This window comes from Nonomuraea maritima (assembly GCF_900100395.1).
Lineage (GTDB): Bacteria > Actinomycetota > Actinomycetes > Streptosporangiales > Streptosporangiaceae > Nonomuraea > Nonomuraea maritima.
The window spans coordinates 37,697-62,847 of sequence record NZ_FNFB01000020.1 but is presented as its reverse complement, the minus strand read 5'-3'; the positions used below and the strand labels follow the sequence as shown (position 1 = coordinate 62,847).

The window sequence follows — 25,151 nt, the reverse complement described above, 5'->3', positions numbered from 1 at the left end:
CGAACGTAGAAAGGCACTCCCAAGTGGCTGCCACCGACGTTAGGCCGAAGATCACGCTGGCCTGCCAGGAGTGCAAGCACCGCAACTACATCACGCGGAAGAACCGGCGTAACGACCCGGATCGGCTTGAGCTGAAGAAGTACTGCCCCAACTGCCGCTGCCACCGCGCGCACCGCGAGACCCGCTAGGTCTCCGGGCAGGTCTTCTGCCACTCTCCTTCTCCATAACGCACAACCGGCGTCCTCCCGACAGGGCGCCGGTTCGTCGTGTCTGCACACCCCTCCAAGGCCCCACCTGACCGGCGCCCCTCCAAGGCCCCCTGCCTGACCGGCACTCCCTCACCGAGGCACGGCTCCCGCGCGCCGATCTGAAACCCCCTGCCTGACCGGCACTTCCTTGTGACCCCTTGCCTGACCGGCACCTCTTCATGGCCCCGCCTGACTGGCCGTGCTCGGATTTCTCTCGTCGGGGGGGCCAACTGCGCTCAAGCCCTCCAGGCGCCCGCCCGTCTGCCGGTGCGCAGGTTTCTGCGAGTGTCTGACTGCTGGTCGCGTTCGCCCTTTTGGTCCCACGCCTGGCTGGTTGTTCGGGTGACTCCCGAGTGCCTGTGCGGACGGCCTTGGTGAGCCCAGTACCGGTTGCGAGCGCGACGCCCCGGCGCACCGCGCCTTGAAGCCGCTGCGCTTCGGCGGGGCCGCTGTCGTAGCTGCCACGTCCCGCTCGCCGTGCCTCGCGACTGCGCCTCTGCGTTTCTGTCCACTTGCGGCTGGGCCCGTTCGGGCCAGCGGTTGATCAGGGCATGCTGCCGGAGTCGTCGGCCAGGGGGGTCAGGGAGAGGGCGCGCAGGTCGGCGAAGGCTTGGAGGAGGTGTGCGTCCAGGCTCTGCGACGAGTCGTTGATCCAGGCTTGGAACGCCTGGTGGAAGGCGGCCCACCCGGCCTGGGCGGCCAGGCCGGCCAGCCGGTCGGCGACACCGCGCTGCCGCAGCGCTGCCGCCAAGGCTGCGATGAGCGACGCGGCCTTGGCCAGGTCACGCTCGCGGAGCGCCGGCGTCGCCGCGATGACCTGGACGCGTGGTTCTGCGAAGGGCCGGTTGCCCTCAAAGATGTGTTCGGCCTTTCTGAAGGCGCGGAGCAGCAGGTCGAGCGGCTGGAGGCCGTCGGGCGCTTCGGACACCGCCCCCGTCAGGGCCGCGCGGAGGTCGGCCTCGCCGTCGAAGAGCACCTCGCGCTTGTCGGGGAAGTGCCGGAAGAACGTGCGTTCGTTGACGCCGGCCCGGGCGGCGATCTCGGCCGTGGTGGTCCTGTCGAACCCGCGTTCCAGGTACAGCTCCAGAGCCGCCTGCTGAAGGCGGCGGCGCGCTTCTGCTCCGCTTCGTGGCACGCTCAGGAGAATACCGCATGTGCCAGTGACTGGCGCTACTTGACGTCAGTCACTGGCGCTACCTACAGTCGCTGAAGGCACAGGTAGTGCCAGTCACTGGCGTTAAGTGGGGGAATTACATGCATGTCTTCGTCACTGGTGGTTCCGGCCTGACCGGCCCCGCGGTCGTCGCCGAGCTCATCGCGGCCGGCCACACCGTCACCGGTCTGGCGCGCTCGGACGCCGCGGCCGCCCGGCTGGAGTCGCTGGGGGCCACACCGCACCATGGCTCCCTGGACGACCTCGACAGTCTCCGCAGCGGCGCGGAGGCCGCCGACGGGGTCCTGCACATGGCCTACGGCGTCGACTTCTCTGATCCCGACGGCATGATGAGGCGAGACCTGACCGCGATCGAGACTCTCGGCCGACCGCTGGAACACTCGGGCAAGCCGCTCGTCGTCACATCGGGCACCCTGGTCGTGTCCGCCGGCCGGGAGGCCACCGAGAAGGACGAGCCCGACACGACCGGGGCCGCCGCCTACCGCGTCGCCAGTGAGCGGGCGTGTCTGGACTTCGCCACCCGGGGAGTGCGCGCCAGTGTGGTGCGCCTGGCTCCCACCGTCCACGGTCCGAAAGACCGAGGCTTCATCCCCATGCTCATCGCCACCGCGCGCAAGACCGGCGTCTCGGCCTATGTGGGAGATGGCGCCAACCGGTGGCCGGCGGTGCATCGGCTCGACGCGGCGGTCCTGTTCCGTCTGGCGGTGGAGAAGGCGCCCGCGGGCAGTGTGCTGCACGGTGCGGCCGAGAGCGGCGTCACCTTGAGAAGCATCGCGGAGGTGATCGCCAGGGGCCTGGACGTGCCCACGGCCTCGCTGACCGCGGACGAGGCCGCCACGCACTTCGTCAGCCCGTTCATGGCCGTCGCCTACGGCCTCGACAGGCCCGTCTCCAGCGCGTACACCCAGGAGTTGCTCGGCTGGTCACCCGTACACCCGACACTGCTCGAAGACCTGGAGCACGGCGACTACCTGGTCGCGCCGACCACCTGACCTCGTGCGTGGTCATGGCCGCTGGGGGTTGAACAGGTCGATTTCGCTCTGGACGGCCTGGGTGAAGGCGCGTACGGCGCGTCTCTCGGCGCGGGACGTGGCCGTGGCCAGGAACATGGGCCAGAAAAGTTGCCCGTCCCTAAGGCGTTTGCGGCGGACCGGGACGTCGTCCAGGGAGACGAAGCCGGGCACCAGGGCCACCCCGAGGCCGGCCGCCACGTAACCGGGCATCACCGTCACGTCGGAGGTCTCCAGGGTGACGGTGCGCTGGAGCGACCGGCGGGCGAAGGCCTCGTCCGTGATCGTGCGGTTGCCGAACCCCGGCGGCGAGTCGATCCACCGGTCACCGCTGAGCTCGGCGAGCGAGACGTCGGGGGCGTCGGCGTACGGATGTCCGGGCGGCACGACGGGCTGCAGCGAGGTGCGGACGAGCTCGCGCAGTTCCACGCCGGCGGGTGAGGGTGTGGTGACCGAGACGAACGCGACGTCGAGCGGTCCTTCCACCAGCGCGCGGATCAGGCCCGCCGATCCGTCGGGGAACGCCTGCATGCTCACCGTCACGTGCGGATGGTCGGTCTGGAAGCGTCCGAGCAGTCGTGGCAGGTCGATCATCCGCAGCGGCGTCATCGTGCCGACGACGAGCGGCCCCCGTACCTCGGTCAGGGTGTCGGCGACGGCGCGGCGGGCGCGCTCCGCCGCCGCGAGGGTGGCGCGGGCCTCGGGGAGCAGTGCCGCGCCGGCGTCGGTGAGCACCGCCTTTCGCGCCGTACGGGTGAAGAGCTGCGCGCCGAATTCCGTCTCCAGGGCCCGCAGTGTGCTGCTCACGCCCGACTGCACCAGGTGGAGCCGTTCCCCGGCGGCGGTGAGGGTGCCCTCTTCTGCGATGGCGAGGAAGACCTCCAGGTGACGCAGTTCCATGTCCCTTTCCTATCTCAAAAAGCGATAGATAGCAGCTTGTATAAGTATTGGCGGAGATGGTGCGATTTGTGATTCAGTGTCCGAGGTCTTGTTGAGCGTGCAAGGAGTCAGTGTGACCGCGCAGCTGCCCGGACCGGCGAGTTCCCGCCACAGCGCCGGCTTTTGGATCGTCGCCTTCGTCTTCGCGGTCGAGATGGCCTTCTCCGCGGCCCCCACCCCGCTGTGGACCTTCTACCGTGAGCGCGACCACTTCTCGACCATGATGGTGACGGTCGCCTTCGCGGCCTACTCCCTCGGTGTGGTCATCAGCATCTTCCTGGCGGGGCACGTCTCCGACTGGCGTGGACGGCGGCGCATCCTGGTGCCCGCCATCCTGCTGCAGATCCTCGCGGCGGTGCTCTTCCTGTTCTGGCCCGACCTTCCCGGGCTCATCCTGGCCCGCCTCGTCAGCGGCCTGAGCGTCGGCATGGCGACCGCGACGGCCACGGCCTATCTCGGGGAGCTGCACGCCGTCACCCGGCCGGGCAGCACCCCCCACCGCCCCGCGCTGGTCGCCACGGCCGCCAACCTGGGCGGCATCGGCCTCGGCCCGCTGGTGGCGGGGGTGATCGTGCAGTACACCGACGCCAAGCTGACCGTGCCGTTCGTCGTGTTCCTGGCGCTGCTGGTCGTCTCGCTCGTCGCGCTGCCGTTCGTGCCGGAGACCGTACGGGGCCGCGAGGCGCGGGCCTACCGCCCGCAGCGCGTGGTGGTTCCCTCCCACGCCCGGGGAAGCTACTTCGCCGTCGCCGGTGCGTCCTTCGGCCTGTTCGCGATCATGGGGCTGTTCACCTCGCTCGCGCCCAGCTTCCTGGCCGCCATCGGCCAGCCGTCGCCCGTCGTGGCCGGGCTGGCCGCGTTCCTCGTGTTCGGGGGCGCGGCTCTCGCCCAGACGGGTCTCGGCCGGCTGAGCCTCGGCCGCCAGCTGACCCTCGGCTTCTGGCTGACCGGCGTGGGCGTCGTCGCGGTGGTGGCGGGCGCCCTGGAGGCCTCCTGGCCCGGGTTCCTCGTCGGCGGCCTGGTCGCCGGCAGCGGCAGCGGCATCCTGCTCAAGGGCGCCTTGGGCACCGCCGCGGTGGCCGCTCCCGCCGAGGCCCGCGGCGAGGCCATCGCCGGGATCTTCCTCGCCGGGTACCTCGGCCTCGCGCTGCCGGTGCTCGGCATGGGCCTCGCGACCGGCCTCGGCGCGTCACTGAACGCCTCCCTGATCGGTCTCGCGGTCCTCGTGCTGGCGGTGGTCGTGGTGGCCGCCATGACGCTGCGTCGCCACCCCGCGCCCGCCTGACCTCCGACGGGCGTGAAAGCGCTGGCTCGGGGCAAAGACAAGGCCATCAGCGACCATCGCCGAACGTTGTTCCGTTACCGTCTGCCACGGCGACGCTCGGAGACCTTGCGAGGGAGCACTGATGGCCTTGAACCGTGACTTCGTCGGCAGATCGTACGGACCCAGCGCCCCGTACGAGGTCAGCCGGGTGAAGATCAGGGAGTTCGCGGCGGCGATCGGCGACAACAACCCGCTCTACCGCGACAGGGAGGCCGCCCGGGCCGCCGGCCATCCCGACGTGATCGCGCCGCCCACGTTCCCCATCGTGTTCAGCCTGCAGAGCGGCGGTGAGGCGCTGCTCGACCCCGACCTGGGGCTGAACCTCGCCATGGTGGTCCACGGGGAGCAGCGCTTCGAGCACATCCGCCCCGTCCGCGCGGGCGACGAGCTGGTCATGACCTCGACGATCACCGACATCAGGACCGCCGGGCGCAACGAGCTGCTGACGATCAGGAGCGACGTGAGCACGGTCGACGGCGAGCCCGTCTGCGTCACGTACAACACGATCGTCGAGCGCGGAGGGGCCGTCTGAGATGACCGCCACGGTGAGGTACGACGAGGTCGAGGTCGGCCAGGAGATCCCGGCCGTCGACTACCGCGTGCGCCGGCTCAACCTGGTGATGTACGCGGGCGCGTCCGGCGACTTCAACCAGATCCACTGGAACGAGCGCTTCGCCAGGATGGTCGGGCTGCCCGACGTGATCGCGCACGGGATGTACACGATGGCGCAGTCCGGGCGGTTCGTCACCGACTGGGTGGGCGACCCGGGGGCGCTGGTCGACTTCGGGGTGCGGTTCTCGTCGATGGTGGTGGTTCCCGACGACGACCACGGCGCCACGATCACGGTCAGCGGCGTGGTGGAGGAGAAGCTGGGGGACAAGCGGGTGGTCATCTCCCTCACCGCGCGGTCGGGCGACGTACGGGTGCTGTCGAAGGCGCGTGCGGTGGTGCAGCTGTCCTGATCCCGGGTAGCGGGTTCAGCTATGACTGATGTCTGGCCCTCCGTCCGATCGATTCCCGTCTCCGCCGTGACCGACGCCGCGCGCCCGAGGAAGCTGCGTCCCCTGCGCATCGAGCAGGTGGCCGGTGCGGCCGGCACCGGCCGCGACACCGCGGGCGGTGCGGCGATCGGCGTCGGCACGAAGGGCGCGCGGCCGGCGCACGCCCGCGCCAACCCCGCCGCCGAGCTTGGCTTCTCCGGCGACCCCGAGCAGCACTGCGCCGACGACACCGACATGCTGCACGCCCAGCGCACCTGGGACGCCGCCCTGGCCACCAACCGCCTCGACCTGCTGGGCGTCACCATCGAGCGGCAGCGGGTCGAGACCGAGGACATCACCGCGAGCGTGAGCCTTCTGGTCGACGGCCGTCCTGACGACCTCCGCGCGTGCGTGGAGTCGGTGATCAAGCACACCCGGGCGAAGGTGCTCGCCCTCGACCTCGGCAACGTGGGCGGCGCGGGCGACGTCCTGCGCGAGCTCGCCGCGCGTCACCGCGACCGGATCACCGCCTGGCACGTCGCCGAGACGCCGCGCCGGCTCGGCGGCACGGCGACGTGGGGCGAGAGCCGGGCGAAGCTGCTGCGGCTCGACGAGTCCGAGGTGCACATCCTGATGGAGACGTACGTCGTGCTCGGCGGCGACGCGCTGACCCCGCTGATCGCGGCCGTCGCGGCGGGCGCGACGGCGGCCGGCTGGAGGGGCGTGGACCCCGCGGACGGCGAGCCGCGCGGGCCCGGCAGGGTGCCCGCCCTGACCGGCGAGCTCATGGCGGTGCGCAGGGCGTACGCGTTCCGCGCGCTGCCGGAGGACGCGGTCGACGTGAAAGACGCCATCATGAGGATGTCGCTGCGGCTGCCCGGCGAGCTGGTCGTGCCGGAGAAGCCGCTGCCCGTGGCCATGCTGGACGCGGAACGCCTGCATGACCAGGAGGACCCGGCGCCGGCTCTCACGGGACGGGGCCGCGCGGCGCCGGGTCCTGACCGCGCCTCATAAGCTTGGTGCTCATGGAGATGATCGCCCCGTACACCACGCTGCGTCTGGGCGGGCCCGCCCGCGAGTTCGCCACAGCCACGACGGCGGAGGAGCTCGTGTCGCTGGTCGCAGAGGCCGACCGCAACGGGGTTCCCACGCTGGTGCTCGGCGGGGGCAGCAACGTGGTGGTGTCCGACGAGGGGTTCGACGGGCTGGTCATCAAGGTCGCGACCGAGGGTGTGACGGTCTCGCGCGACGGCGAGCAGGTGATCGTCACCGCCGAGGCCGGCGAGGACTGGGACCGTCTGGCGCTGCGCGCCGTGACCGAGGGCTGGTCGGGCATCGAGTGCCTGTCGGGCATACCCGGCCTGGTGGGCTCGACGCCGATCCAGAACGTCGGGGCGTACGGGCAGGAGGTCTCCCAGACCATCCGGTGCGTGCGCGCCTACGACCGGCGGGCCAGGCACGTGGTCGACCTGGAGGCGCGGCAGTGCGGCTTCGCCTACCGCGACAGCCTGTTCAAGCAGGACCCGTCGCGTCACGTCGTGCTGGCGGTCACGTACGCGCTGGAGGTGGCAGAGCTGTCCGGGCCGGTGGCCTACGCCGAGGTGGCCGCCAGGCTGGGCGTCGAGCTGGGTGGCCGGGTGCCGCTCGCGGTGGCCCGCGAGACCGTGCTGGAGCTGCGCCGCGGTAAGGGCATGGTGCTCGACCCCGCCGACCCCGACACGCGCAGCGCCGGGTCGTTCTTCACCAACCCGGTCCTGACGGCCGAGCAGGCCGAGGAACTGGCGGTACGCGCTCCCGGCCACCCGCGCTACGAGATGCCCGGCGGCCAGGTCAAGGTGCCCGCCGCGTGGCTGATCGAGCAGGCCGGCTACCCGAAGGGGTACGAACACGGCCCCGTGCGCATCTCCACCAAGCACACGCTCGCGCTCACCAACCCCGGCGCCGCCGCCACCACCGGCGACCTGCTGGCGCTGGCGCGTGAGGTGCGCGACGGGGTGCGCGAGAAGTTCGGGGTGACGCTGGTCAACGAGCCGGTGATGGTGGGGTGCGCCCTCGGGGAATAGGCGGTGCGCCGTTCCTGTTAGGGTGTCTTGGAATTTCCGAAGGGGAGTAGTCCCGAATCGTGTGATCGACACACTGGCGCATCCGTGCGCCCGGTCACGCGGGCCTCATGCGGGCGGACGAGACCTTCGGCCTGGTAGCTGTGCGTACAGACGCTGCCGGGCCGAAGCCGTGCCCGAAAATCTCCCCGGGTCTCGCTTCCGGCCTGGTCGCGCGGAAGGGGACCGTTGGAAGCGTTCTGGATCAGTCTCGGGGCCATTTTCCTGGCCGAGCTGGGCGACAAGAGCCAGTTGATGGCGATGACGTTCGCCACCCGGTTCAAGATCGGGCCGGTGCTCCTGGGCATCACGATCGCCACGACCGTCGTGCACCTGCTGAGCGTCGCGGTGGGCGGGCTGATCGGTGACGCGCTGCCCACGACGGCCATCGAAGTGGTGGCAGGGGTCGCCTTCCTCGGCTTCGCCGCGTGGACGTTGCGCGGCGACGAGCTGACCGAGGAGGAGTCGAGCAAGGCGCAGCGCACCACCAGGAACGCCCTGATCGCGGTGACCGTGGCGTTCTTCCTGAGCGAGCTGGGCGACAAGACGATGCTGGCGACGATCACGCTGGCCACGCAGCACGGCTGGGTGGGCACCTGGCTCGGCTCCACGATCGGCATGGTGGCGGCCGACGCGCTCGCCATCGTGGTGGGCCGCACGATGGGCCGGCACCTGCCCGAGAAGGTCATCCGGTACGGCGCCGCCGCCGCGTTCGCCGTCTTCGGCGTGGTGATGCTGGTCGAGGCGCTCGTCTGACCGGTTATCGGGTGAGCAGGGAGAGGCGGTGGCCGACGGCGGCCGCCTCGCCGCGCGTGGTGACGCCGAGCTTGGCGAGGATGTGCGACACGTGCACGCTCACCGTCTTGGCCGAGATGAACAGCTCGGCGGCGATGTCCCGGTTGGTACGGCCCTGGGCCACCAGGCGCAGCACCTCGCGCTCGCGCGGCGTCAGCAGCTCCGACCGGTCCTGCGCGGTCGTGCCGCCCCCCACCCGCCGCAGCAGCTCCTGGATGCGTTCGGTCAGTGGCGTCGCGCGCAGCGCCTGCGCCAGCGGCAGCGCCTTGACCAGCCGGGCCGCGGCACCCTCCCGGTCGCCGGCCCGCGCCGCGACCGCCGCGGCCCGCTGCAGCGCCAGCGCCTCGTTGTGGGGACGCCGGAGCCGCTGCCAGACGGTCGCCGCGGCGTCGAAGTCGCCGGCGTACGACAGCCGGTACGCCTCCGCGACCGGCCCGATGACCGACAGCTCGGTGGCGACCGTGGCGGCCTGCGCGCGCAGCGCCGCCGTACGTTCCTGCTCGATCTCCTCGGCGCCGTCGCAGACGGTGCGCAGCAGCGACAGCAGCCGCCAGCTGAGCATGGCCTTGCTCGACTGGCGCGGGTGGGCGAGCACCCGTTCGGCCTCCGCCAGCGCGGCGCCGGGGTCGTCCTGCGCTTGATACCAGCCGATGCGCAGGCGGGCGTTGCTGATGACGTCCTGGATGTAGTCCTCGGTCCTGCCCTTGAGGACGCCGAGCTCCGACAGGATGCTCTCGACGAGCGGCAGCTCGCCCCTGGCCAGGGCGATGTCGGCGCGCAGCCGCAGCAGGTGGCGGCGGGTGCGCGGCACGGGACCGTGGCTGAGCGCGCTCTCGACGACCTCGACGGCCTCGTCCCAGCGGCCGAGCGCCTCCAGCGTCTCGCCCCAGTTGCTCTTGATGAACAGGCCGCTGCCGCGCAGGCGGCCGTACTTCTTGGCGAGCCGCCAGCCGTCCTGCGACATGCGCAGGGCCTCGTCGGCCCGGCCCATGGCGAGCAGCGCGTCGACGTTGTTGGCGATGGCCCTCGTGATCACCCGGCCGGAGCCGGACTCCCTGCCGATCTGCAGCGCCTGCTCGTTCACCTGGAGGGTCGAGTCGGTGTCGCCGTTGAGCGAGTGGCCGAGACCCAGGTTGAGCAGCAGGTCGGCCTCGACGCAGCGGTCGCCGTGCTCGCGGGCGAGGCGCAGCCCCTCGGCGATGAGCTCGCTCGCCTCGTCGATCTCGCCGCGCATCATGAGGTGGCGGCTGAGCGGCGTGAGGACGTCGGCACGGTCGCGGCTGCAGCCGGAGACGAGCGTCAGGGCGTGCCGGAGGTCGTCGATGATGCCGGGCTTGCCCTTGGAGTCGTAGAACTGCGTGCGGCGCACGATGAGCCTGGCCACGCGTTCCGGCTCGCGCGTCTCGTCCAGCTCCGCCAGCGCGGCCCTGACGAACTTCACGCCCTTGTCCACGTCGCCGCCCGCGTTGGCGGCCTCCGAGGCGCGTTCGAGGACGGCGGTGTGGTCGGCGCCGATGAGACCGGCCGCGTCGTCCACCCGGTCCCACAGCATGAGGACGCGTTCGAGCAGGGGGATGGCCTCGGTGTAGGCGAACGACTTGAACGACTCGCGCGCCGCCTCCCACGCCGAGATGAGGGCCCAGCGGTCGTCGCGGGCGCCGTGCCAGTGGTGGGCCAGCTCGACGGGGGCGCGTCCCGGTAAGACGAGCGCGCGGTCCTTGCCGATCTCCTCGGCGAAGCGGCGGTGCAGCCGCTGGTGCTCGCCGGGCAGCAGCTCGTCGTGCACGGCCTCCCGGATGAGGGCGTGCCGGAAGACGTACGCGCGGTTGTCGGCGATCTGCAGCACGTTGCCCGCGATGGCCGGACGCAGCGCGGTCTCCAGCTCGACGTCGGACAGCCCGCTCACGGCGGCCAGCAGCCGGTGGCTGACCCGGATGCCGCCGGCGGCGGCGACGCGCAGCACGCGCTGGGTCTCCTCGGGGAGGCGTTCGACGCAGCCGAGGATGAGGTCGGTCATGGACTCGGGGAAGGCGCCCATCTCGCCGCTCTCCAGCATGGCCTCGACGAACAGCGGGATGCCCTCGCTGCGCTCGTAGACCTTCTGGACCTTGGCGTACTCGGGGGCGCGGCCGAGGATGGCGGTCATCTGCTGGCCGACCTCGTCGCGCGACAGGCGCGGCAGGTCGAGGCGGTGCACGCCCTGGACCCGTCCGAGCTCGGCGAGCACCGGCCGGAGCGGGTGCTGGCGGTGCAGGTCGTCGGAGCGGTACGTCATGACGATGAGCGCCTGCGCGATGTGCAGGTTGCGGCTGAGGAAGGCGATGAGGTCGCGGCTGGAGCGGTCGGCCCAGTGGATGTCCTCGATGACGAGCACGGTGGGCCGGCACGCGGAGAGGCGTTCCAGCAAGGTGAGGAACTGCTCGAACAGCCGGGCGCGGCCGGTGTCGGTCTCGCCGTCGCCGGGGGGCTCGCCGAACTCGGGCAGCAGCCGCGCGAGGTCGCGTTCCGCGCCGTCGGGCAGCATGCCGGTGACCGCGGCGGGGCCCTGCTCGCGGACGAGCTGCCGCAGCGCCGCGGTGAAGGGCGCGTACGCCAGGCCCTCGATGGACAGCTCCACGCAGCCGCCGACCAGCACGTGAGCTCCGTCGGCCGTGCACTGCTCGGCGAACCGCTGGACGAGCCGCGTCTTGCCGACCCCGGCCTCACCGCCCAGCAGGACGGCGGTCACCGTGCCTTTCGTGGCTCCGTCCAGGCATTCGGCCAGAACCGAGAGTTCCTCGTCCCGCCCCACGAAGACGGGACTCACAGCACGTCCCCGCATGTCAGCAAGCATTTCACGTCTCACAAGTAACTTTCGACACTTTTTGGGGGGTCACGGGGGCTCGGAGGCCCGGCCGGGGCGACTCGGCCGGCCGGGCTCTCGTGCGGTGTTCATGCGGTACGGCGCTTGCCGAACAGCGAGCGGCGCTCGGCCTTGTTGCCGGCCTGGGCGTCGCGTACTCGCCGGTGGTCGGCGGCCGCCTCACGCATCTCCCTGGCGGTGGACTTCATGAGCTGGAACTGGATCTCGGGATTCACTGAGAACTCCTGTTAATTCGTGATTTCCTGACATATTCAAGTCTGCGGCTAAGGCGTCTCCTCCCACATCGGGTGGATGCCCTATCTCGGGGTTCCCCGGTCGTCATGACCTACCTAGAGGGACGGGCGGGGGTGCCTAAGGGGGCCGGTTTGGAGGTAGGGGTCCTGGTCGGCGATGCTGTGCAGGTGTCAACTGTGACTACCTCGCTCGCCGACGTCGCCTCGTCCGACGCGGCGCTGCGGGCCTTCCTGCACGGCCTTCCCGGGGTTGACCGGGTCGGCGCCGACCAGCGGGCGGCCATGCTCGGCACCCGTTCGATCAAGACCACGGCCAAGGCCCAGGCCATCGACCTGGCCATCTCCATGGTCGACCTGACCACCCTCGAAGGGGCCGACACGGCCGGCAAGGTGCGCGCGATGTGCGCGAAGGCCGTCCGGCCCGGCGGCGAGGCCCCCTCGGTGGCCGCCGTCTGCGTCTACCCCGACCTCGTCGCGGTGGCGGCCGAGGCGCTGACCGGCACCGGCATCAAGATCGCCTCGGTGGCCACCGCGTTCCCCAGCGGCCGCTCGTCGCTCGACGTGAAGGTCGCCGAGACCGCGCAGGCGGTCGCGTCCGGCGCCGACGAGATCGACATGGTGATCGACCGCGGCGCGTTCCTGTCCGGCCACTACCTGAAGGTGTACGAAGAGATCGTCGCGGTGAAGGCCGCCTGCGGTCCGGCCCACCTGAAGGTGATCCTCGAGACCGGCGAGCTGTCCACCTACGACAACGTGCGCCGGGCGTCCTGGCTGGCGATGCTGGCGGGGGCCGACTTCATCAAGACCTCCACCGGCAAGGTGTCGCCCGCCGCCACGCCCCCGGTCACGATGATCATGCTGGAGGCGGTCCGCGACTTCCGCGCGGCCACCGGGCGGCAGGTCGGGGTGAAGCCCGCCGGAGGCATCCGTACGACCAAGGACGCGATCAAGAACCTCGTGCTGGTCAACGAGACCGCCGGCGACGACTGGCTGAGCCCCGAGTGGTTCAGGCTGGGCGCGTCGTCGCTGCTCAACGACCTGCTCATGCAGCGCGAGAAGCTCACCACCGGCCGCTACGCGGGCCCCGACCACTTCACCCTCGACTGAGCCCCGGGGATCTCCCCAGCGGGGATCCCCGAGTTCTTTCCCACGTGGTCACGAGCACGCGCCCTCAGGACGGTGACGACCAGCCGGCCCACATGACGCCGTGTGGTCGAGTGGTCAGGAGCGACTCGGGTCCTCCGTCAGGCCGGCGTTCGCGCAGATCTGGCGGATGGCTTCTCGCGTGTAGCCGGTCGCTCTCACGATCTGGATCTGGCGCACCCCGTCGCGAGCCGCCTGGACGATCGCGTCCATGAGCCGTGCCCGCGCCTCCTGCGCCCGCTTCGTGGCGTCGGCGTACTCGACAGATGCCTGTTCGAGCCGCTCCGTACTGCTCATGCCCGCATGGTGGCACGGGATCCGGCTCCACGTAACGATTTCGACCGGCTCAGGGGGTGGGCCGAGCGGCTGAGGTGCGGCGCTGACGGGGTGGGGCACGGCACGTCCTCGTTGCATTCTCGCTGACCGTCTACGCTGGCAGACGTGTTCCCCAGATACTTGACCCTGGACTGACCGATGGCGATCTTCGAGTACGCCCCCGCGCCCGAGTCACGCGACGTCGTCACCCTGAGGTCGTCGTACGGGCTGTTCATCAACGGCGAGTTCGTCGAAGGGTCGGGCAAGCCGTTCAAGACGGTCAATCCCGCCACCGAGGAAACGCTCGCCGAGGTCGCCGCGGCGACCTCCGACGATGTCGACCGGGCCGTCCAGGCGGCGCGCAAGGCGTTCGGCGTGTGGAGTGCCCTGCCGGGCAGCGAGCGCGCCAAATACCTGTTCCGCATCGCGCGCATCATCCAGGAGCGGGCCAGGGAGCTCGCCGTGCTGGAGTCGCTCGACAACGGCAAGCCGATCCGCGAGTCACGTGACGTCGACCTGCCGCTGGTGGCGGCCCACTTCTTCTACTACGCGGGCTGGGCCGACAAGCTGCAGTACGCGGGCTTCGGCCGGACGGGGCAAGGCGCCCCGAAGCCGCTCGGCGTCGCCGGCCAGGTGATCCCGTGGAACTTCCCGCTGCTCATGCTGGCCTGGAAGATCGCCCCGGCGCTGGCGTGCGGCAACACCGTGGTGCTGAAGCCGGCCGAGACGACGCCGCTGACCGCGCTGCTGTTCGCCGACATCTGCCGCCAGGCCGAGCTGCCACCCGGCGTGGTCAACATCGTCACCGGCGCCGGTGACACGGGCGCGGCCGTCGTCGCCCACCCCGACGTCGACAAGGTGGCCTTCACCGGCTCCACCGAGGTCGGCCGGATCATCGCGCGGGCGGTCGCCGGCACCGGCAAGAAGCTCACGCTCGAACTCGGCGGCAAGGCCGCCAACATCGTGTTCGACGACGCCGCCATCGACCAGGCCGTCGAGGGCGTCGTCAACGGCATCTTCTTCAACCAGGGCCACGTCTGCTGCGCCGGGTCGCGGCTGCTGGTGCAGGAGTCGATCCACGACGAGCTGCTCGACGCGCTCAAGCGCCGGCTGGCCACGCTGCGCGTGGGCGACCCGCTCGACAAGAACACCGACGTCGGCGCGATCAACTCCGCCGAGCAGCTGGCCAAGATCAGGCGGCTCAGCGAGATCGGCGAGTCCGAGGGCGCCGAGCGCTGGTCGCCCGCGTGCGAGCTGCCGGCCAAGGGCTTCTGGTTCCCGCCGACCTTGTTCACCGGGGTCGCGCAGTCCCACACCGTCGCCCGTGAAGAGATCTTCGGGCCGGTGCTGTCGGTGCTGACCTTCCGCACCCCCGCAGAGGCGGTCGAGAAGGCCAACAACACGCCGTACGGGCTGTCGGCGGGCGTGTGGACCGAGAAGGGCTCGCGCATCCTGTGGATGGCCGAGCGGCTGCGGGCCGGCGTCGTGTGGGCCAACACGTTCAACAAGTTCGACCCGGCCTCGCCGTTCGGCGGCTACAAGGAGTCGGGCTTCGGCCGCGAGGGCGGACTGCACGGGCTGGAGGCCTACCTTGACGTGTGAGCACCGCCGGGCCCGCCGCCGTGAGCGGCGCATCCAGGCCACCAGAGACCACGCCTACGCCAGGGCCGGCCGTCCGGTACGGGTCGGCTGGTACGCCCACCGCTGCGGGGTGAGCCGGTGCGGCCAGGTCTTCGTGCCGGTCCAGATGTCGCAGGAGTCCACCTGGAGGGGTCGGGGCGATGAGTAGGTTGTCCGTCAGAAAGACCTACAAGCTGTACATCGGAGGGGCGTTCCCGCGCTCTGAGAGTGGAAGGTCCTACCCCGTGACCTCGGCCAAGGGAGAGTTCCTGGCCAACGCCTCGCTGGCGTCCCGCAAGGACGCCCGCGACGCCGTGGTGGCCGCGCGCAAGGCGTTCGCCGGCTGGTCGGGCGCCACGCCCTACAACCGGGGTCAGATCCTCTACCGCGTCGCCGAGATGCTGGAGGGGCGGCGCGCGCAGTTCGCCGACGAGCTCGGCGGGGGCAAGCGGGCCGCGCTCGAACGCGTCGACGCCGCGATCGACCGGCTGGTCTGGTACGCGGGCTGGTCCGACAAGGTCGCCGCGGTCCTCGGGGCGGCCAACCCGGTCGCCGGGCCGTACCTCAACCTGTCGACGCCCGAGCCGGGCGGCGTGATCGCGATCGTGGCGCCCGCCGACCCGCTGCTCGGCCTGGTGTCGGTGGTGGCGCCGGCGATCGTGACGGGCAACACCTGCGTCGTCGTCGCCTCCGAGTCCGCGCCCCTGCCCGCGATCACGTTCTCCGAGGTGCTCGCCACCTCCGACCTGCCGGGCGGCGTGGTCAACGTCCTCACCGGGCGGCAGGCCGAGCTGGCCCCCTGGCTGGCCGCGCACATGGACGTCAACGGGCTCGACCTCACCGGCGTGGCCGACGCCGACCTCACGCTCACGTGCGAGCAGGCGGCGGCGGAGAACCTCAAGCGGGTCACGCGCCCGGTCGACGAGGACTGGACGGCCGATCCCGGCGTCGGGCGGATGGCCAGGTTCCTCGAGACCAAGACCGTCTGGCACCCGATCGGCGTCTAGAACGCGTACCCGCGGGCCCTGATCGGCGGGTAGGCGGCCTGGAGCTGGGCGGCCAGCCCGAGGAGGTGCGGCTCGCCGCCCGGCGGGGCGACGAGCTGCACGCCGATCGGCATCCCGCTGGAGTGGGTGGCCAGCGGGACGGTCATCGCGGGCCAGCCGCACATGTTCCACGCGCCGGTGGCCGGGGCGTACCTGACGTTGGTGAGGGCGTTGCGCAGGAACCCGCGCTCGCTCCACCCGTCGGCCCTGGGCGGCACGGCGGCGAGCGCCGGGGTGACGAGCACGTCGGCCCTGCCGAACCACTGGTCGGCGCCGTAGCCGGCCCAGCGGCCCCGGCCGCGTGCGCCGGTCAGGCCGAGCGCTCCGAGGACGCGTCCGCCGCGGGCGAGCGCCCGGGTGCGGCGGTCGAGGCGGCGCCTGTCCAGTTCGGCGGCGCCGACGGAGGCGGCCGCCTGGCCGAGCCAGGTCGCGATCGTGGCGAAGCCGAGCGCGGCGGGCAGCCGGTGGCCGTGCTCGACGATGGTGTGCCCGGCCACCCGCAGCGACTCCGCCGCCGCCCGTACGGCGGCCTGGAACTCCCGGTCCATCGGCAGGCCGACGGGCAGCGGCTGGGGCGCGTAGGCCACGCGCAGGTCGAAAGGCTCGGGGCCGCCGGGCGGCGGCTGCGGCTCCCACACCTGGTCGTCGCCCGCCCAGACCGAGCGCAGCATGGGCCGTGGAGGCTCCACCCGCCGGCCGCCGCGCCACGCCTCCGCCAGCGACGGGTCACCGGCCAGCACGGACAGCGCGAGCGCCAGGTCGGCGGCGGTCATGGCGAAGGGGCCGTTCTCGGCGAGGTGGTCCCAGTCGTCGGACGGCGGCGGCACCAGACCCGTGCCGGGCTTCACGGCCAGCACACCGCAGCAGGCCGCCGGGATCCGCAGCGAGCCCATGCCGTCGTTGCCGATCGCGAGCGGCACCATGCCGGCCTCCACGGCCGCGGCGCTGCCCGACGAGGAGCCGCCCGCCGTGCGCGAGAGGTCCCACGGGTTGCGGACGACGCCGTACGCGCTGTCGCCGAACGCGACCAGCGCCAGCTCGGGCAGGTTCGTCAGCCCCACGATCAAGGCGCCCGCCGCCCGCAGCCGGGCCACGGCCGGGTGGTCGTCACGGGCGGGCGAGCCGGACGTGGCGGCGGACCCGCCGCGGGTGGCCTCGCCCGCCACCTCCAGGTTGTCCTTGACCGCCACCGGCACCCCGGCCAGCGGCAGCTCGGCCAGGTCGCGCCGCTTGGCCAGCAGCCGCGCCTCGTGCACTGCCTGCTCGCGGACCAGCCGGAACGCCCCGATCCGCGGGTCTCGCTGGGAGATGACGTGCAGGTGCTCCTCGACGACGGTCTCCGGCGTGACGTCTCCGCGCCGGACGGCTGTCGCGATCTCGACCGCGGACCTGCCTGCCCACACCATGTCTTGAGTGTGCAGGTTTCAGGTGCATGCGTCCACGTGGTGTTCGGTCAGCTCCGGTTCTTCGTACGGCGGGTGGGGGGTGCGGTGAGTGGGTCGTCGGGCCAGGGGTGCCGGGGGTAGCGGCCGCGCATCTCGGCCCGTACGGAGCGGTAGGCGTCGCGCCAGAACGACGCGAGGTCGGCCGTGACGGCGAGGGGCCGACCGGCGGGGGACAGCAGGTGGACGAGCACCGGCACGCCCGCGATCCGTGGCGCCTCCTGCCAGCCGAACACCTCCTGCAGCTTCACCGCGAGCACCGGCTGCTCGCCCGAGTAGTCGACGCGCACGCGCGACCCGCTCGGCACCTCGATGCGCTCGGGGGCCACCGCGTCGAGGCGTTCGCTCCACGGGATCAGCCGGCGCAGGGCGGTGGCCACGTCGATGCGTTCGAGGTCGGCGCGGCGGCGGGCCCGGGACAACTCGGGTTCGAGCCACTGGTCGGCGAGGTCGGCGAGCGCGTCCATGGACGGCCAGGGGTCGCCGACGGCCCGGTGGCAGAACGCCAGGCGGTCGCGCAGCTCGATCGCGGCTTTCGTCCAGGTCAGGACCTCTTCGGTACGCAGGCCGTGCAGGATCGCCGCGCGGACGTCGGCGTCCTTGAGCGGGGTGGCCGACAGTTCGATCGCGCCCAGCCGCTCGACCCGGCGGGCCGACACGTCGCCGCGCCGCCCGCCGGGCGGGACGCGCCAGGTGACCTCGTCCTCGACGGTGGCGGTGACGGCCAGCCGCGCGGTGGCCTCGTCGATGACCACGGCCTGCCTGACCCGGGCCGAGGCCGATCCGGTGGGGCGGTCGGCGACCGCGACGGCCAGCCATTCCGCGTCGTGCAGCCGCGAGCCGTCGGCGAGCTGCGCCTGCGTGCCGGACGCCATGAGGTAGCCGCCCCCGCGCCGCCGGGCCACCCGCTCGGGGAACGCCAGCGCCACCACCGCCCCGGCCAGCGCGTCGTCATGCGTCCGCGGCCGGTCGCCCTCGGTGGCGACGCGCTGGAGGCGGCGCGTCTCCTGGCGCCAGCGGGCGGCGTACGGGGTGCCGCCGCGGCGGGCCGTACGCCACAGCTCCACCAGGTCGTCGGGGGCGTCGCGCGGCGGCGGCTCCGACAGCAGCGCCACCACCTCGGCGGCACGCGGCCCGAGGTCGAGCAGCGCGCGGGCCAGGCGCGGGTGCACGCCGGCGAGCGCCATCCGCCGCCCGCGCGAGGTGACCCGGGAGGAGTCGTCGAGCGCCCCGAGCACCCGGAGTGTACGGACGGCGGCCGACATCGCGGCGGCCGGCGGTGGGTCGAGCAGCGCGAGGCCGGAGGCGTCGGGCGTGCCCCAGCAGGCGGCCTGCAGCGCGAACCCGGTCAGGTCGGCCAGCGCGATCTCGGGCCTGGAGTGGTCGGCCAGGCGTTCGTGGTCGGCGGCCGCCCAGCACCGGTAGACCACGCCGGGCGCCTCGCGGCCCGCGCGTCCGGCCCGCTGGTCGGCCGAGGCCCTGGACACCCGGACGGTGGTGAGCGAGCCGAGCCCGCGGGCGTGGTCGGTGCGCGGCTCGCGGGCGAGGCCGGAGTCGACGACGACCCGGACGCCTGGCACGGTCAGGCTCGACTCGGCCACCGACGTGGCCAGCACCACCCGGCGGGCCGTGCCGGGGGACAGGACGGCGTCCTGGACGCGGGCCGGGGCCTGGCCGTGCACCTGAAGCAGTTCGACGTCACCGGTCAGCACGCCGGTCAGCACGTCGGTCAGCATCGCGGCCACCCGGCCGATCTCGCCGACGCCCGGCAGGAAGCAGAGCACGTCGCCGTCGTGTTCGGCGAGCGCCCGGCGGACGACCGCGGCCACGTGGGACAGCAGCGCAGGATCGACGCGGAGGCCGTGCGGCGGCGCGACGGGCTTGGGCGGCGGCGCCCAGACCGTCTCCACGGGGTGGGTGACGCCGGTGGCGGCGACGACGGGCCCGCCGACCAGCTCGGACCACGGCCCGGCGTCGGCGGTCGCGGACGTGGCCAGCAGCCGCAGGTCGGGCCGGAGCGTGTCGCGTACGTCGAGGAGGAAGGCGAGCGCGGTGTCGGCGTCGAGGTGGCGTTCGTGGCACTCGTCGAGCACGACCGCGTCGACCCCGGACAGCTCCTGGTCGCGCTGGAGGCGCTGGAGCAGCACGCCGGTGGTGACGACCTCGACCATGGGGTTGGCGCCGGTGTGGCGTTCGCCACGGATGGTGTAGCTCACGCCCATCCGCCGGGCGGCCGCGCGCACGGCCAGCCTGCGCGGCTCGGCGACGAGCACCCGCAGCCCGGCCTCCGCGAGGGCCAGCGGGACCACGGTGGTCTTGCCGGTGCCGGGCGGCGCGGTCAGCACCGCGCTGCCGTGCCGGTCGAGCGTCGACAGCAGCTGGGGGAGAACGTGCCGGATGGGCAGCCCGTCAGGCATGGGCTCCGGCTCTGGTGTCCTGCCGGGCGGCGGACAGGATCGCGTCGAGCAGGCCGGGGAAGCGGTCGTCGAGCTCGTCGCGGCGCAGGCTCATGTACTTGAGCCGACCGTCCTGCTTGGTGAACACCAGGCCGGACTCGCGCAGCGTCCGCAGGTGGTGGGAGGCGGTGGACTTGTGGATGCCCAGGTCTTCGCCGAGCTTGCCGCAGGTCGTCTCGCCGTCGGTGGCCAGGCGGACGACCACCTCTAGGCGGATCGGGTCGGACAGCGCTCGCAGGACCTCTGTGAGCTCGACGTCCTCCATGGCGGGGTGCGGTAGCAGGCGCATGCGGAAACCCTATCGCCGTCGCATGGTTTGACAACCATCAAACTATGCGTCAGTTTGATGGGCGTCAAACTTTCCCCTGCTCGGAGGCTTCTCGTGGGCTCGCGCCTCTACCCACTCGCACTCGGAAATTTCGCCATAGGTACGGGCATGTTCGTGACGGCAGGGCTGCTGCCGCCCATCTCCGCGGACCTGGGGGTCTCCACGTCCGCGGCGGGGCAGCTCATGACCGTCTTCGCGCTGGCGTACGCGGTGCTGTCGCCCGTGCTGGCCGCGGTGACCGCGCGATTGTCCCGTAAGACCCTGCTGCTCCTGGCCCTCGCGGTGTTCGTGGTGGGCAGCGTGCTGACCGCGCTCGCGCCGACGTACGGGCTGGTGCTGGCCACCCGGGTGGTCGCAGCCGCGGGGGCGGCCATGTTCACGCCGACGGCGTCGGGCGTGGCCAACGCGCTCACCGAGCCCTCGCGGCGCGGGCGGGCACTCGCGCTGGTGATGGGCGGGATGACCGTGTCGTCCGCGATCGGCGTGCCGCTCGGCACCTGGCTCGGCGGCGCGGTGAGCTGGCGGGCCACGATCTGGCTGGTCGCCGCGCTGGGAGTGATCGGCTTCATCGGCGTCGCGGCCATGGTGCCGCGCGTCACGGTCGAGACGTCGGGGCGGCTGTGGGAGCGGTTCGCGCCGCTCGCCGACCGGCGGGTGCTCGCGGTGCTGGGGACGCAGCTGCTCGCGTTCGCGTCGGTGTTCAGCGCGTACACCTACATCGGATCGCTGTTCGACCTGCCGCTCACGGCCGTGCTGTGGGCGTGGGGGATCGGCGGCGTCGTCGGCAACCAGCTCGGCGGGCGCCTCACCGACACCTACGGGCCGCGCCGGATGGTGTTCATCGGGCTGGTCTTCACCGCCTTGTTCCTCGCCCTGATCCCCGTCGCGAACCTGGCGCTGCCCGTCGCGCTCGTCTGGGCGTTCGTCTGGGGCGGGCTCGGCTGGATGGTGGCCCCCACGCAGCAGTTCAGGACGGTCAGCGTGGTGCCCGGCAACGTGCCGATCGGGCTCGGGCTGCTGTCGTCGGCCCAGTACGTCGGCGTGTTCGCGGCCGGGATCGCCGGTGGCGCGGCGCTCGACACGTTCGGCAGGACCGGCGTCGTCGTGCTGGCCACCGCGCTCGGGTTGCTGAACATCGTCTTCACCCTGGCCACCTACCGCCAGGCCCGCACTCCCGTGACCGTCCCGGCCTGAGCCGGGACCCCTCGGGACCTCGCGCCCCCGCACGTCGTCGGCCAGAATGGCGGCTGTGCCCGACGACTTGGACGCGACCCCTGGCGACGATCCCGAGGCGGCTCACGATTCCCGGACCGCTCCCGGTGACCCGCGCGACGAACCAGCGCCGCTGGGGCTCGTCGTCCTGCTCACGGGCGGCTCGGCCGTGGCGGTCATGGGGCTCGCCGCCGTCCTGTCGGACCCGCCCGGCCTGAAGCTGCTCCTGCTGGGGCCGATCGCCCTCGTCGTGTGGGAGGTGATCGCCTTCGAGGTGTGGTGGCGGCGCTGGTGGGGCGCGATCCCGGGGGCCGCCGCGGGGCTGCTCGTCCACGTCGAGGGCCGCCAGGCGCTGGCCGACGTCGTCGGCGACGCCTGGGCCCACCCCGTCGCGTACGTCACGGCCTGGACCCTCTTCGCCGCCGTCTTCGCGCTCTGCAGCCGCTACCCGCGGACCGCCTGAGCCGGTCAGCCGTTCGCCGGGATCCATCCCAGGGTGACGGCGAGGATGACGAAGAAGCCGAGGACGATCCGGTAGATCACGAACCCGGTGAAGCGGTGGGTGCTGATGTAGCGCAGGAACCAGGCCACCGCCGCGTACCCGACGACGAACGAGATCACCGTGGCCAGGATCGTCGGCCCCCAGGCGACGGGCCCGTCGCCGATCTCGGCCAGCTCCAGCCCGCCGGAGGCGAGCACGGCCGGGATGGCCAGCAGGAACGAGTATTTCGCGGCGTCCTCGCGGCGGTAGTCGAGCAGCAGACCGGCGGTGACCGTGCCGCCCGAGCGGGACACGCCGGGGATCAGCGCGAGCGACTGCGCGAAGCCGTACACGATGGCGTGCGTGAAGCTGAGGTGCTTCTCCAGCGTGAGCTTGTTGCGGGCGGTGTGGTCGGCGAACCACAGGATGAGCGCGAAGACGATCAGCGTGGTGCCGACCAGGCGCAGGTCGCGGAATGTTGTCTCGATCTGGTCCTTCAGCAGCAGGCCGAGGACGGCGATGGGCAGGGTGCCGGCGATGACGTACCAGCCCATGCGGGCCGCCCAGTGGCCGCGCAGGTCCTTGACGAACAGCGAGCGCGTCCAGGTGGAGATGATCTCCCAGATCTCCTGGCGGAAGTAGATGAGCACGGCCGCCTCCGTGCCGAGCTGGATGACCGCCGTGAACGCCGCTCCGGGGTCGGGCCAACCGGCGAAAGCGGACACCACCCGGATGTGGGCGCTGGAGGAGATCGGCAGGAACTCCGTCAGCCCCTGGACCAACCCCAGAATCACCGCTTCCAGCCAGCCGATCACGACGTCAACCTTTCGAGCACGCGGGAACTGACCAGGTGAGGCTAGCGAATCGGCAGTCGCGGTTCGCTCGAGTTCCGCCCTTCGACGCCGGGAATTCGCGCGGCCGTCACCCCGCGGCTGTACGCGGGCCAGGCTCCATGCCGGGAAGAGTTTCCATGCTTGAGTAGCTTGTAGGCATATGCGATCGTCTACCGCATGGACCAGCTCGCGGCTCTTCTCGACGGCCCGAGAGCCCGCGGCGCCTTCCTCCTCCGTACGATCCTCGACCCGCCCTGGTCGCTGCGCATCCAGGACGAGGCCCCGCTGGCGGTCGTCGCGCAGGTGCGCGGCGAGTCGTGGATCTGGTTCGACGGCGGCGAGCCGGTACGCGTGGAGCCGGGACAGGTGGCGGTCGTGCGGGGGCCGGAGCCGTACACGGTGGCCGACGACCCCGCCACCCCGCCACAGATCGTCATCCACCCCGGACAGCGCTGCGCCACGGTCGACGGCGAGTCGGTGCACCAGGCGATGGACCTCGGCGTACGGACGTGGGGCGACGGCCCCGACGGCGCGACCGTGCTGCTCACCGGCGCCTACCCGATGGAGGGCGCGGTGAGCAGGCGGCTGCTCGACGCGCTGCCGCCGCTCGTCGTGCAGCCGGGCGGCGCGGTCAGCCGGCTGCTCGACGCCGAGATCGCCAAGGACGAACCCGGCCAGGAGGCCGTCCTCGACCGGCTGCTCGACCTGCTGCTGATCGCGGTGCTGCGGGCGCACTTCGCCACCCACCACGCGCCCGGCTGGTACCGCGCGATGAGCGACCCCGTGGTCGGCAAGGCCATGCGCATGCTGCACAACAACCCCGCCCACCCGTGGACGGTCGCCGCGCTCGCCGACGAGGTGGGCGTGTCGAGGGCGGCGCTGGCCAGGCGCTTCACCGAGCTGGTGGGGGAGCCGCCGATGACGTTCCTCACCGACTGGCGCCTCTCGCTCGCCGCCGACCTGCTGCGCGAGCCGGACGCCACGATCGGGTCCGTCGCCAGGAAGGTCGGGTACGGCAGCCCGTTCGCGCTCAGCGCCGCCTTCAAACGCGTCCGGGGCGTCAGCCCGCGCGAGCACCGGGACGGGGTGACGCGGTGAAGCCGCTGATCCTGCTCGACGTCGACGGCGTGCTCAACCCGATGGGCCGCCCGTCGCTCGACTTCAGGCGCTACCTGTGCACGGTCGAGGGCGTCGACTACACCGTGTTCCTCGACCCCCGCCACGGCCGCCGGCTGCTCGAACTGGCCGACTCGACCGGGGCCGAGCTCGTCTGGGCCACCACGTGGGAGCACCACGCCAACGACTGGATCGGCCCCCGCATCGGCCTGCCGGAACTGCCCGTCATCCCGATGACCCCCGCCGTGCCTGGCGAGCACGGCGAGCTGTTCAAGACCAGGCACGTGGCCGCGTACGTCGGGCGGCGGCGGTTCGTCTGGTTCGACGACCAGGTGTGGGCGGAGGACGAGGACCATCTCAGGGTGCGTCAGGGTCTGCACGACTTCCTCCTCGTGCACGTCGACCCGGAAGAGGGACTGACCAGCCGTCATCTGGGCATGGCACATGACTGGCTGACCCTTACAGGGTTTTCTCAGGGTTCCTGACGGGAGCCCGTCGCCGTCCCGGCGCGTTGTACGGGTAGGTCGTCCAGTACGGAGGAGATCATGTACCGCTCACGAGAGCACAGGATCATCGCTGGGGTCTGCGGTGGCATCGCCGACAGGCTGGGCATGCCGCCCACCCTCGTCCGGATCCTGTGGCTGATCCTGTCGCTCATCCCGGGGCCGCTGTGGGTGCTCTACGTCGCGATGTGGATCCTGGTTCCCCAGGCGCCGAAGACGTACCGCACGGTGTGAGCCCGCGGCCGCGGAGGGCGCTGAAGGCGCCCTCCCGGGCCCGGTGTCCCGTCATCGGCGCGGCGGCATATCCTCGGGAGAATGAGAGCCAGGCCGTTGACGCTCATCCAGGATGAGCAGCTCGTCGACTACGACAAGGCGATGGAACGCATGTCCGACCTCGTCGGGCAGCGTCAACAGGAGGAGCTGCCGGACACGCTCTGGCTGCTGAGCCACCCGTCGGTCTACACCGCCGCGCGGCGCACCCTGCCGGAGCACCTGCCCGACCCCTCGCACGGCATCCCCGTGGTCGAGACGGGTCGCGGCGGCCAGCTCACCTACCACGGCCCCGGCCAGCTCGTCGGCTACCTGATCGTCAAGCTCGGCGAGACGGAGGGCATCGTCGACTACGTGCGCGAGGTCGAGCTGCGGCTGGTGGAGGCGCTCGGGAAGCTGGGGCTGCCGGCCGAGCGCCGCGACACCCCGCCGGGGTCCGAGCTGCTGACCGGCGTGTGGACGGCGGAGACCGGACGCAAGGTCGTCTCGATCGGCATGCGGCAGAGCCGGGGCGTCACGAGCCACGGCTTCGCGATCAACGTTGACGGCGACCTGACGCCGTGGAACTGGGCGGTCGCCTGCGGCATGCCCGACGTCGACATGACCTCGGTCAAGCGCGAGCTGGGCGCGGCCTCCATGGACGAGGTGCGCAAGGTCGTCGCGGAGGCGTTCGAGGCGTCCTGACGGCACCGGCGGGCGCGGAACCGCGCCCGCCGACAGT

General features: G+C 72.0%; 27 protein-coding genes. 18 read left to right on the top strand and 9 right to left on the bottom strand.

Annotated features, from left to right (window positions below; all coding sequences use genetic code 11):
* Window positions 1–23: 23 nt before the first annotated feature.
* Window positions 24–188: a 50S ribosomal protein L33 gene (gene rpmG, locus BLR04_RS26795; protein ID WP_019632658.1), complete on the top strand. Its 165-nt coding sequence runs from the start codon at window positions 24–26 to the stop codon at window positions 186–188.
* 604 nt (window positions 189–792) lie between these two features.
* Here rpmG and BLR04_RS26790 read toward each other — a convergent pair.
* Window positions 793–1,383, bottom strand: coding sequence for a TetR family transcriptional regulator (locus tag BLR04_RS26790; RefSeq protein ID WP_090770326.1), 591 nt, complete (start codon window positions 1,381–1,383; stop codon window positions 793–795).
* A 119-nt stretch (window positions 1,384–1,502) separates the two neighbouring features.
* On the opposite strand from BLR04_RS26790, the gene BLR04_RS26785 reads away from it, so the two are divergent.
* Complete coding sequence (locus BLR04_RS26785; protein WP_090770324.1) at window positions 1,503–2,414, top strand: SDR family oxidoreductase; 912 nt, start codon at window positions 1,503–1,505, stop codon at window positions 2,412–2,414.
* A gap of 12 nt (window positions 2,415–2,426) precedes the next feature.
* On the opposite strand, the gene BLR04_RS26780 is transcribed toward BLR04_RS26785, so the two are convergent.
* The gene (locus BLR04_RS26780) at window positions 2,427–3,332 is read right to left on the bottom strand and encodes a LysR family transcriptional regulator (protein ID WP_090770322.1); all 906 of its coding nucleotides are present in this window, start codon (window positions 3,330–3,332) and stop codon (window positions 2,427–2,429) included.
* Between the two features lie 112 nt (window positions 3,333–3,444).
* Between BLR04_RS26780 and BLR04_RS26775 the strand changes: the two genes are divergently transcribed.
* The 6 genes from BLR04_RS26775 (at window position 3,445) to BLR04_RS26750 (ending at window position 8,530) form a co-directional block, all read left to right on the top strand.
* Complete coding sequence (locus BLR04_RS26775; protein WP_218129178.1) at window positions 3,445–4,656, top strand: MFS transporter; 1,212 nt, start codon at window positions 3,445–3,447, stop codon at window positions 4,654–4,656.
* A 121-nt stretch (window positions 4,657–4,777) separates the two neighbouring features.
* On the top strand, window positions 4,778–5,227 hold the full coding sequence (locus tag BLR04_RS26770) for a MaoC family dehydratase N-terminal domain-containing protein (protein WP_090770320.1): 450 nt from the start codon (window positions 4,778–4,780) through the stop codon (window positions 5,225–5,227).
* 1 nt (window position 5,228) lies between these two features.
* On the top strand, window positions 5,229–5,657 hold the full coding sequence (locus tag BLR04_RS26765) for a MaoC family dehydratase (RefSeq protein WP_090770318.1): 429 nt from the start codon (window positions 5,229–5,231) through the stop codon (window positions 5,655–5,657).
* Between the two features lie 66 nt (window positions 5,658–5,723).
* Complete coding sequence (locus BLR04_RS26760) at window positions 5,724–6,689, top strand: hypothetical protein (protein WP_090770315.1); 966 nt, start codon at window positions 5,724–5,726, stop codon at window positions 6,687–6,689.
* Window positions 6,690–6,700: 11 nt separating this feature from the next.
* Complete coding sequence (locus tag BLR04_RS26755) at window positions 6,701–7,738, top strand: UDP-N-acetylmuramate dehydrogenase (RefSeq protein WP_090770469.1); 1,038 nt, start codon at window positions 6,701–6,703, stop codon at window positions 7,736–7,738.
* A 225-nt stretch (window positions 7,739–7,963) separates the two neighbouring features.
* Window positions 7,964–8,530 carry a TMEM165/GDT1 family protein gene (locus tag BLR04_RS26750; protein ID WP_090770313.1) on the top strand — a complete coding sequence of 189 codons (567 nt, stop codon included), beginning with the start codon at window positions 7,964–7,966 and terminating at the stop codon, window positions 8,528–8,530.
* A 4-nt stretch (window positions 8,531–8,534) separates the two neighbouring features.
* Here BLR04_RS26750 and BLR04_RS42450 read toward each other — a convergent pair whose 3' ends face one another.
* Window positions 8,535–11,390, bottom strand: a complete 2,856-nt coding sequence (locus tag BLR04_RS42450) for an ATP-binding protein (RefSeq protein WP_281191676.1) — start codon at window positions 11,388–11,390, stop codon at window positions 8,535–8,537.
* Window positions 11,391–11,500: 110 nt separating this feature from the next.
* Window positions 11,501–11,647 (bottom strand): hypothetical protein, encoded by a 147-nt coding sequence (locus tag BLR04_RS40910; RefSeq protein ID WP_176903301.1) that lies wholly within the window; start codon window positions 11,645–11,647, stop codon window positions 11,501–11,503.
* A 195-nt stretch (window positions 11,648–11,842) separates the two neighbouring features.
* On the opposite strand from BLR04_RS40910, the gene deoC reads away from it, so the two are divergent.
* Entirely contained in the window at window positions 11,843–12,772 is a 930-nt protein-coding gene (gene deoC, locus BLR04_RS26740; RefSeq protein WP_245740577.1) for a deoxyribose-phosphate aldolase, read from the top strand.
* A 114-nt stretch (window positions 12,773–12,886) separates the two neighbouring features.
* Here the strand turns inward: deoC and BLR04_RS26735 are convergent, their stop codons facing one another.
* Entirely contained in the window at window positions 12,887–13,105 is a 219-nt protein-coding gene (locus tag BLR04_RS26735; RefSeq protein ID WP_090770308.1) for a Smr/MutS family protein, read from the bottom strand.
* 177 nt (window positions 13,106–13,282) lie between these two features.
* Here BLR04_RS26735 and BLR04_RS26730 point away from each other — a divergent pair, with 177 nt between their 5' ends.
* From BLR04_RS26730 to BLR04_RS26725, 3 genes are read left to right on the top strand one after another with little or no spacing between them, the layout of a single operon-like run.
* Window positions 13,283–14,725, top strand: coding sequence for an aldehyde dehydrogenase family protein (locus BLR04_RS26730; protein ID WP_090770306.1), 1,443 nt, complete (start codon window positions 13,283–13,285; stop codon window positions 14,723–14,725).
* A complete protein-coding gene (locus tag BLR04_RS39930; protein WP_143022217.1) occupies window positions 14,715–14,912 on the top strand; it encodes a hypothetical protein in 198 nt (65 codons plus the stop codon). The genes BLR04_RS26730 and BLR04_RS39930 overlap by 11 nt, the downstream gene beginning before the upstream one ends.
* Window positions 14,905–15,750, top strand: a complete 846-nt coding sequence (locus BLR04_RS26725) for an aldehyde dehydrogenase family protein (protein ID WP_090770303.1) — start codon at window positions 14,905–14,907, stop codon at window positions 15,748–15,750. The genes BLR04_RS39930 and BLR04_RS26725 overlap by 8 nt, the downstream gene beginning before the upstream one ends.
* On the opposite strand, the gene BLR04_RS26720 is transcribed toward BLR04_RS26725, so the two are convergent.
* The 3 genes from BLR04_RS26720 to BLR04_RS26710 are packed head-to-tail and all read right to left on the bottom strand — an operon-like array spanning window position 15,747 to window position 19,976.
* Window positions 15,747–17,195, bottom strand: a complete 1,449-nt coding sequence (locus BLR04_RS26720; RefSeq protein WP_090770301.1) for an amidase — start codon at window positions 17,193–17,195, stop codon at window positions 15,747–15,749. The two genes, BLR04_RS26725 and BLR04_RS26720, sit on opposite strands and share 4 nt — an antisense overlap.
* Before the next feature lie 47 nt (window positions 17,196–17,242).
* Window positions 17,243–19,648 carry an ATP-dependent helicase HrpB gene (gene hrpB, locus BLR04_RS26715; protein WP_090770299.1) on the bottom strand — a complete coding sequence of 802 codons (2,406 nt, stop codon included), beginning with the start codon at window positions 19,646–19,648 and terminating at the stop codon, window positions 17,243–17,245.
* Complete coding sequence (locus BLR04_RS26710; protein WP_090770297.1) at window positions 19,641–19,976, bottom strand: ArsR/SmtB family transcription factor; 336 nt, start codon at window positions 19,974–19,976, stop codon at window positions 19,641–19,643. Before BLR04_RS26710 ends, hrpB begins: the two co-directional genes overlap by 8 nt.
* 57 nt (window positions 19,977–20,033) lie before the next feature.
* Here BLR04_RS26710 and BLR04_RS26705 point away from each other — a divergent pair, with 57 nt between their 5' ends.
* On the top strand, window positions 20,034–21,209 hold the full coding sequence (locus BLR04_RS26705) for an MFS transporter (protein ID WP_090770295.1): 1,176 nt from the start codon (window positions 20,034–20,036) through the stop codon (window positions 21,207–21,209).
* Between the two features lie 55 nt (window positions 21,210–21,264).
* A complete protein-coding gene (locus BLR04_RS40905) occupies window positions 21,265–21,690 on the top strand; it encodes a hypothetical protein (protein ID WP_176903299.1) in 426 nt (141 codons plus the stop codon).
* A gap of 5 nt (window positions 21,691–21,695) precedes the next feature.
* Here the strand turns inward: BLR04_RS40905 and BLR04_RS26695 are convergent, their stop codons facing one another.
* Window positions 21,696–22,523, bottom strand: coding sequence for an undecaprenyl-diphosphate phosphatase (locus tag BLR04_RS26695; protein WP_090770291.1), 828 nt, complete (start codon window positions 22,521–22,523; stop codon window positions 21,696–21,698).
* A gap of 195 nt (window positions 22,524–22,718) precedes the next feature.
* Here BLR04_RS26695 and BLR04_RS26690 point away from each other — a divergent pair, with 195 nt between their 5' ends.
* The 4 genes from BLR04_RS26690 (at window position 22,719) to lipB (ending at window position 25,114) form a co-directional block, all read left to right on the top strand.
* Window positions 22,719–23,639, top strand: coding sequence for an AraC family transcriptional regulator (locus BLR04_RS26690; RefSeq protein ID WP_090770289.1), 921 nt, complete (start codon window positions 22,719–22,721; stop codon window positions 23,637–23,639).
* Window positions 23,636–24,142: an HAD domain-containing protein gene (locus BLR04_RS26685; protein WP_245740565.1), complete on the top strand. Its 507-nt coding sequence runs from the start codon at window positions 23,636–23,638 to the stop codon at window positions 24,140–24,142. Before BLR04_RS26690 ends, BLR04_RS26685 begins: the two co-directional genes overlap by 4 nt.
* 60 nt (window positions 24,143–24,202) lie before the next feature.
* Window positions 24,203–24,394 (top strand): PspC domain-containing protein, encoded by a 192-nt coding sequence (locus BLR04_RS26680; protein WP_090770287.1) that lies wholly within the window; start codon window positions 24,203–24,205, stop codon window positions 24,392–24,394.
* An 81-nt stretch (window positions 24,395–24,475) separates the two neighbouring features.
* Window positions 24,476–25,114 (top strand): lipoyl(octanoyl) transferase LipB, encoded by a 639-nt coding sequence (gene lipB / locus BLR04_RS26675; RefSeq protein ID WP_090770285.1) that lies wholly within the window; start codon window positions 24,476–24,478, stop codon window positions 25,112–25,114.
* The last annotated feature ends 37 nt before the right edge of the window (window positions 25,115–25,151 follow it).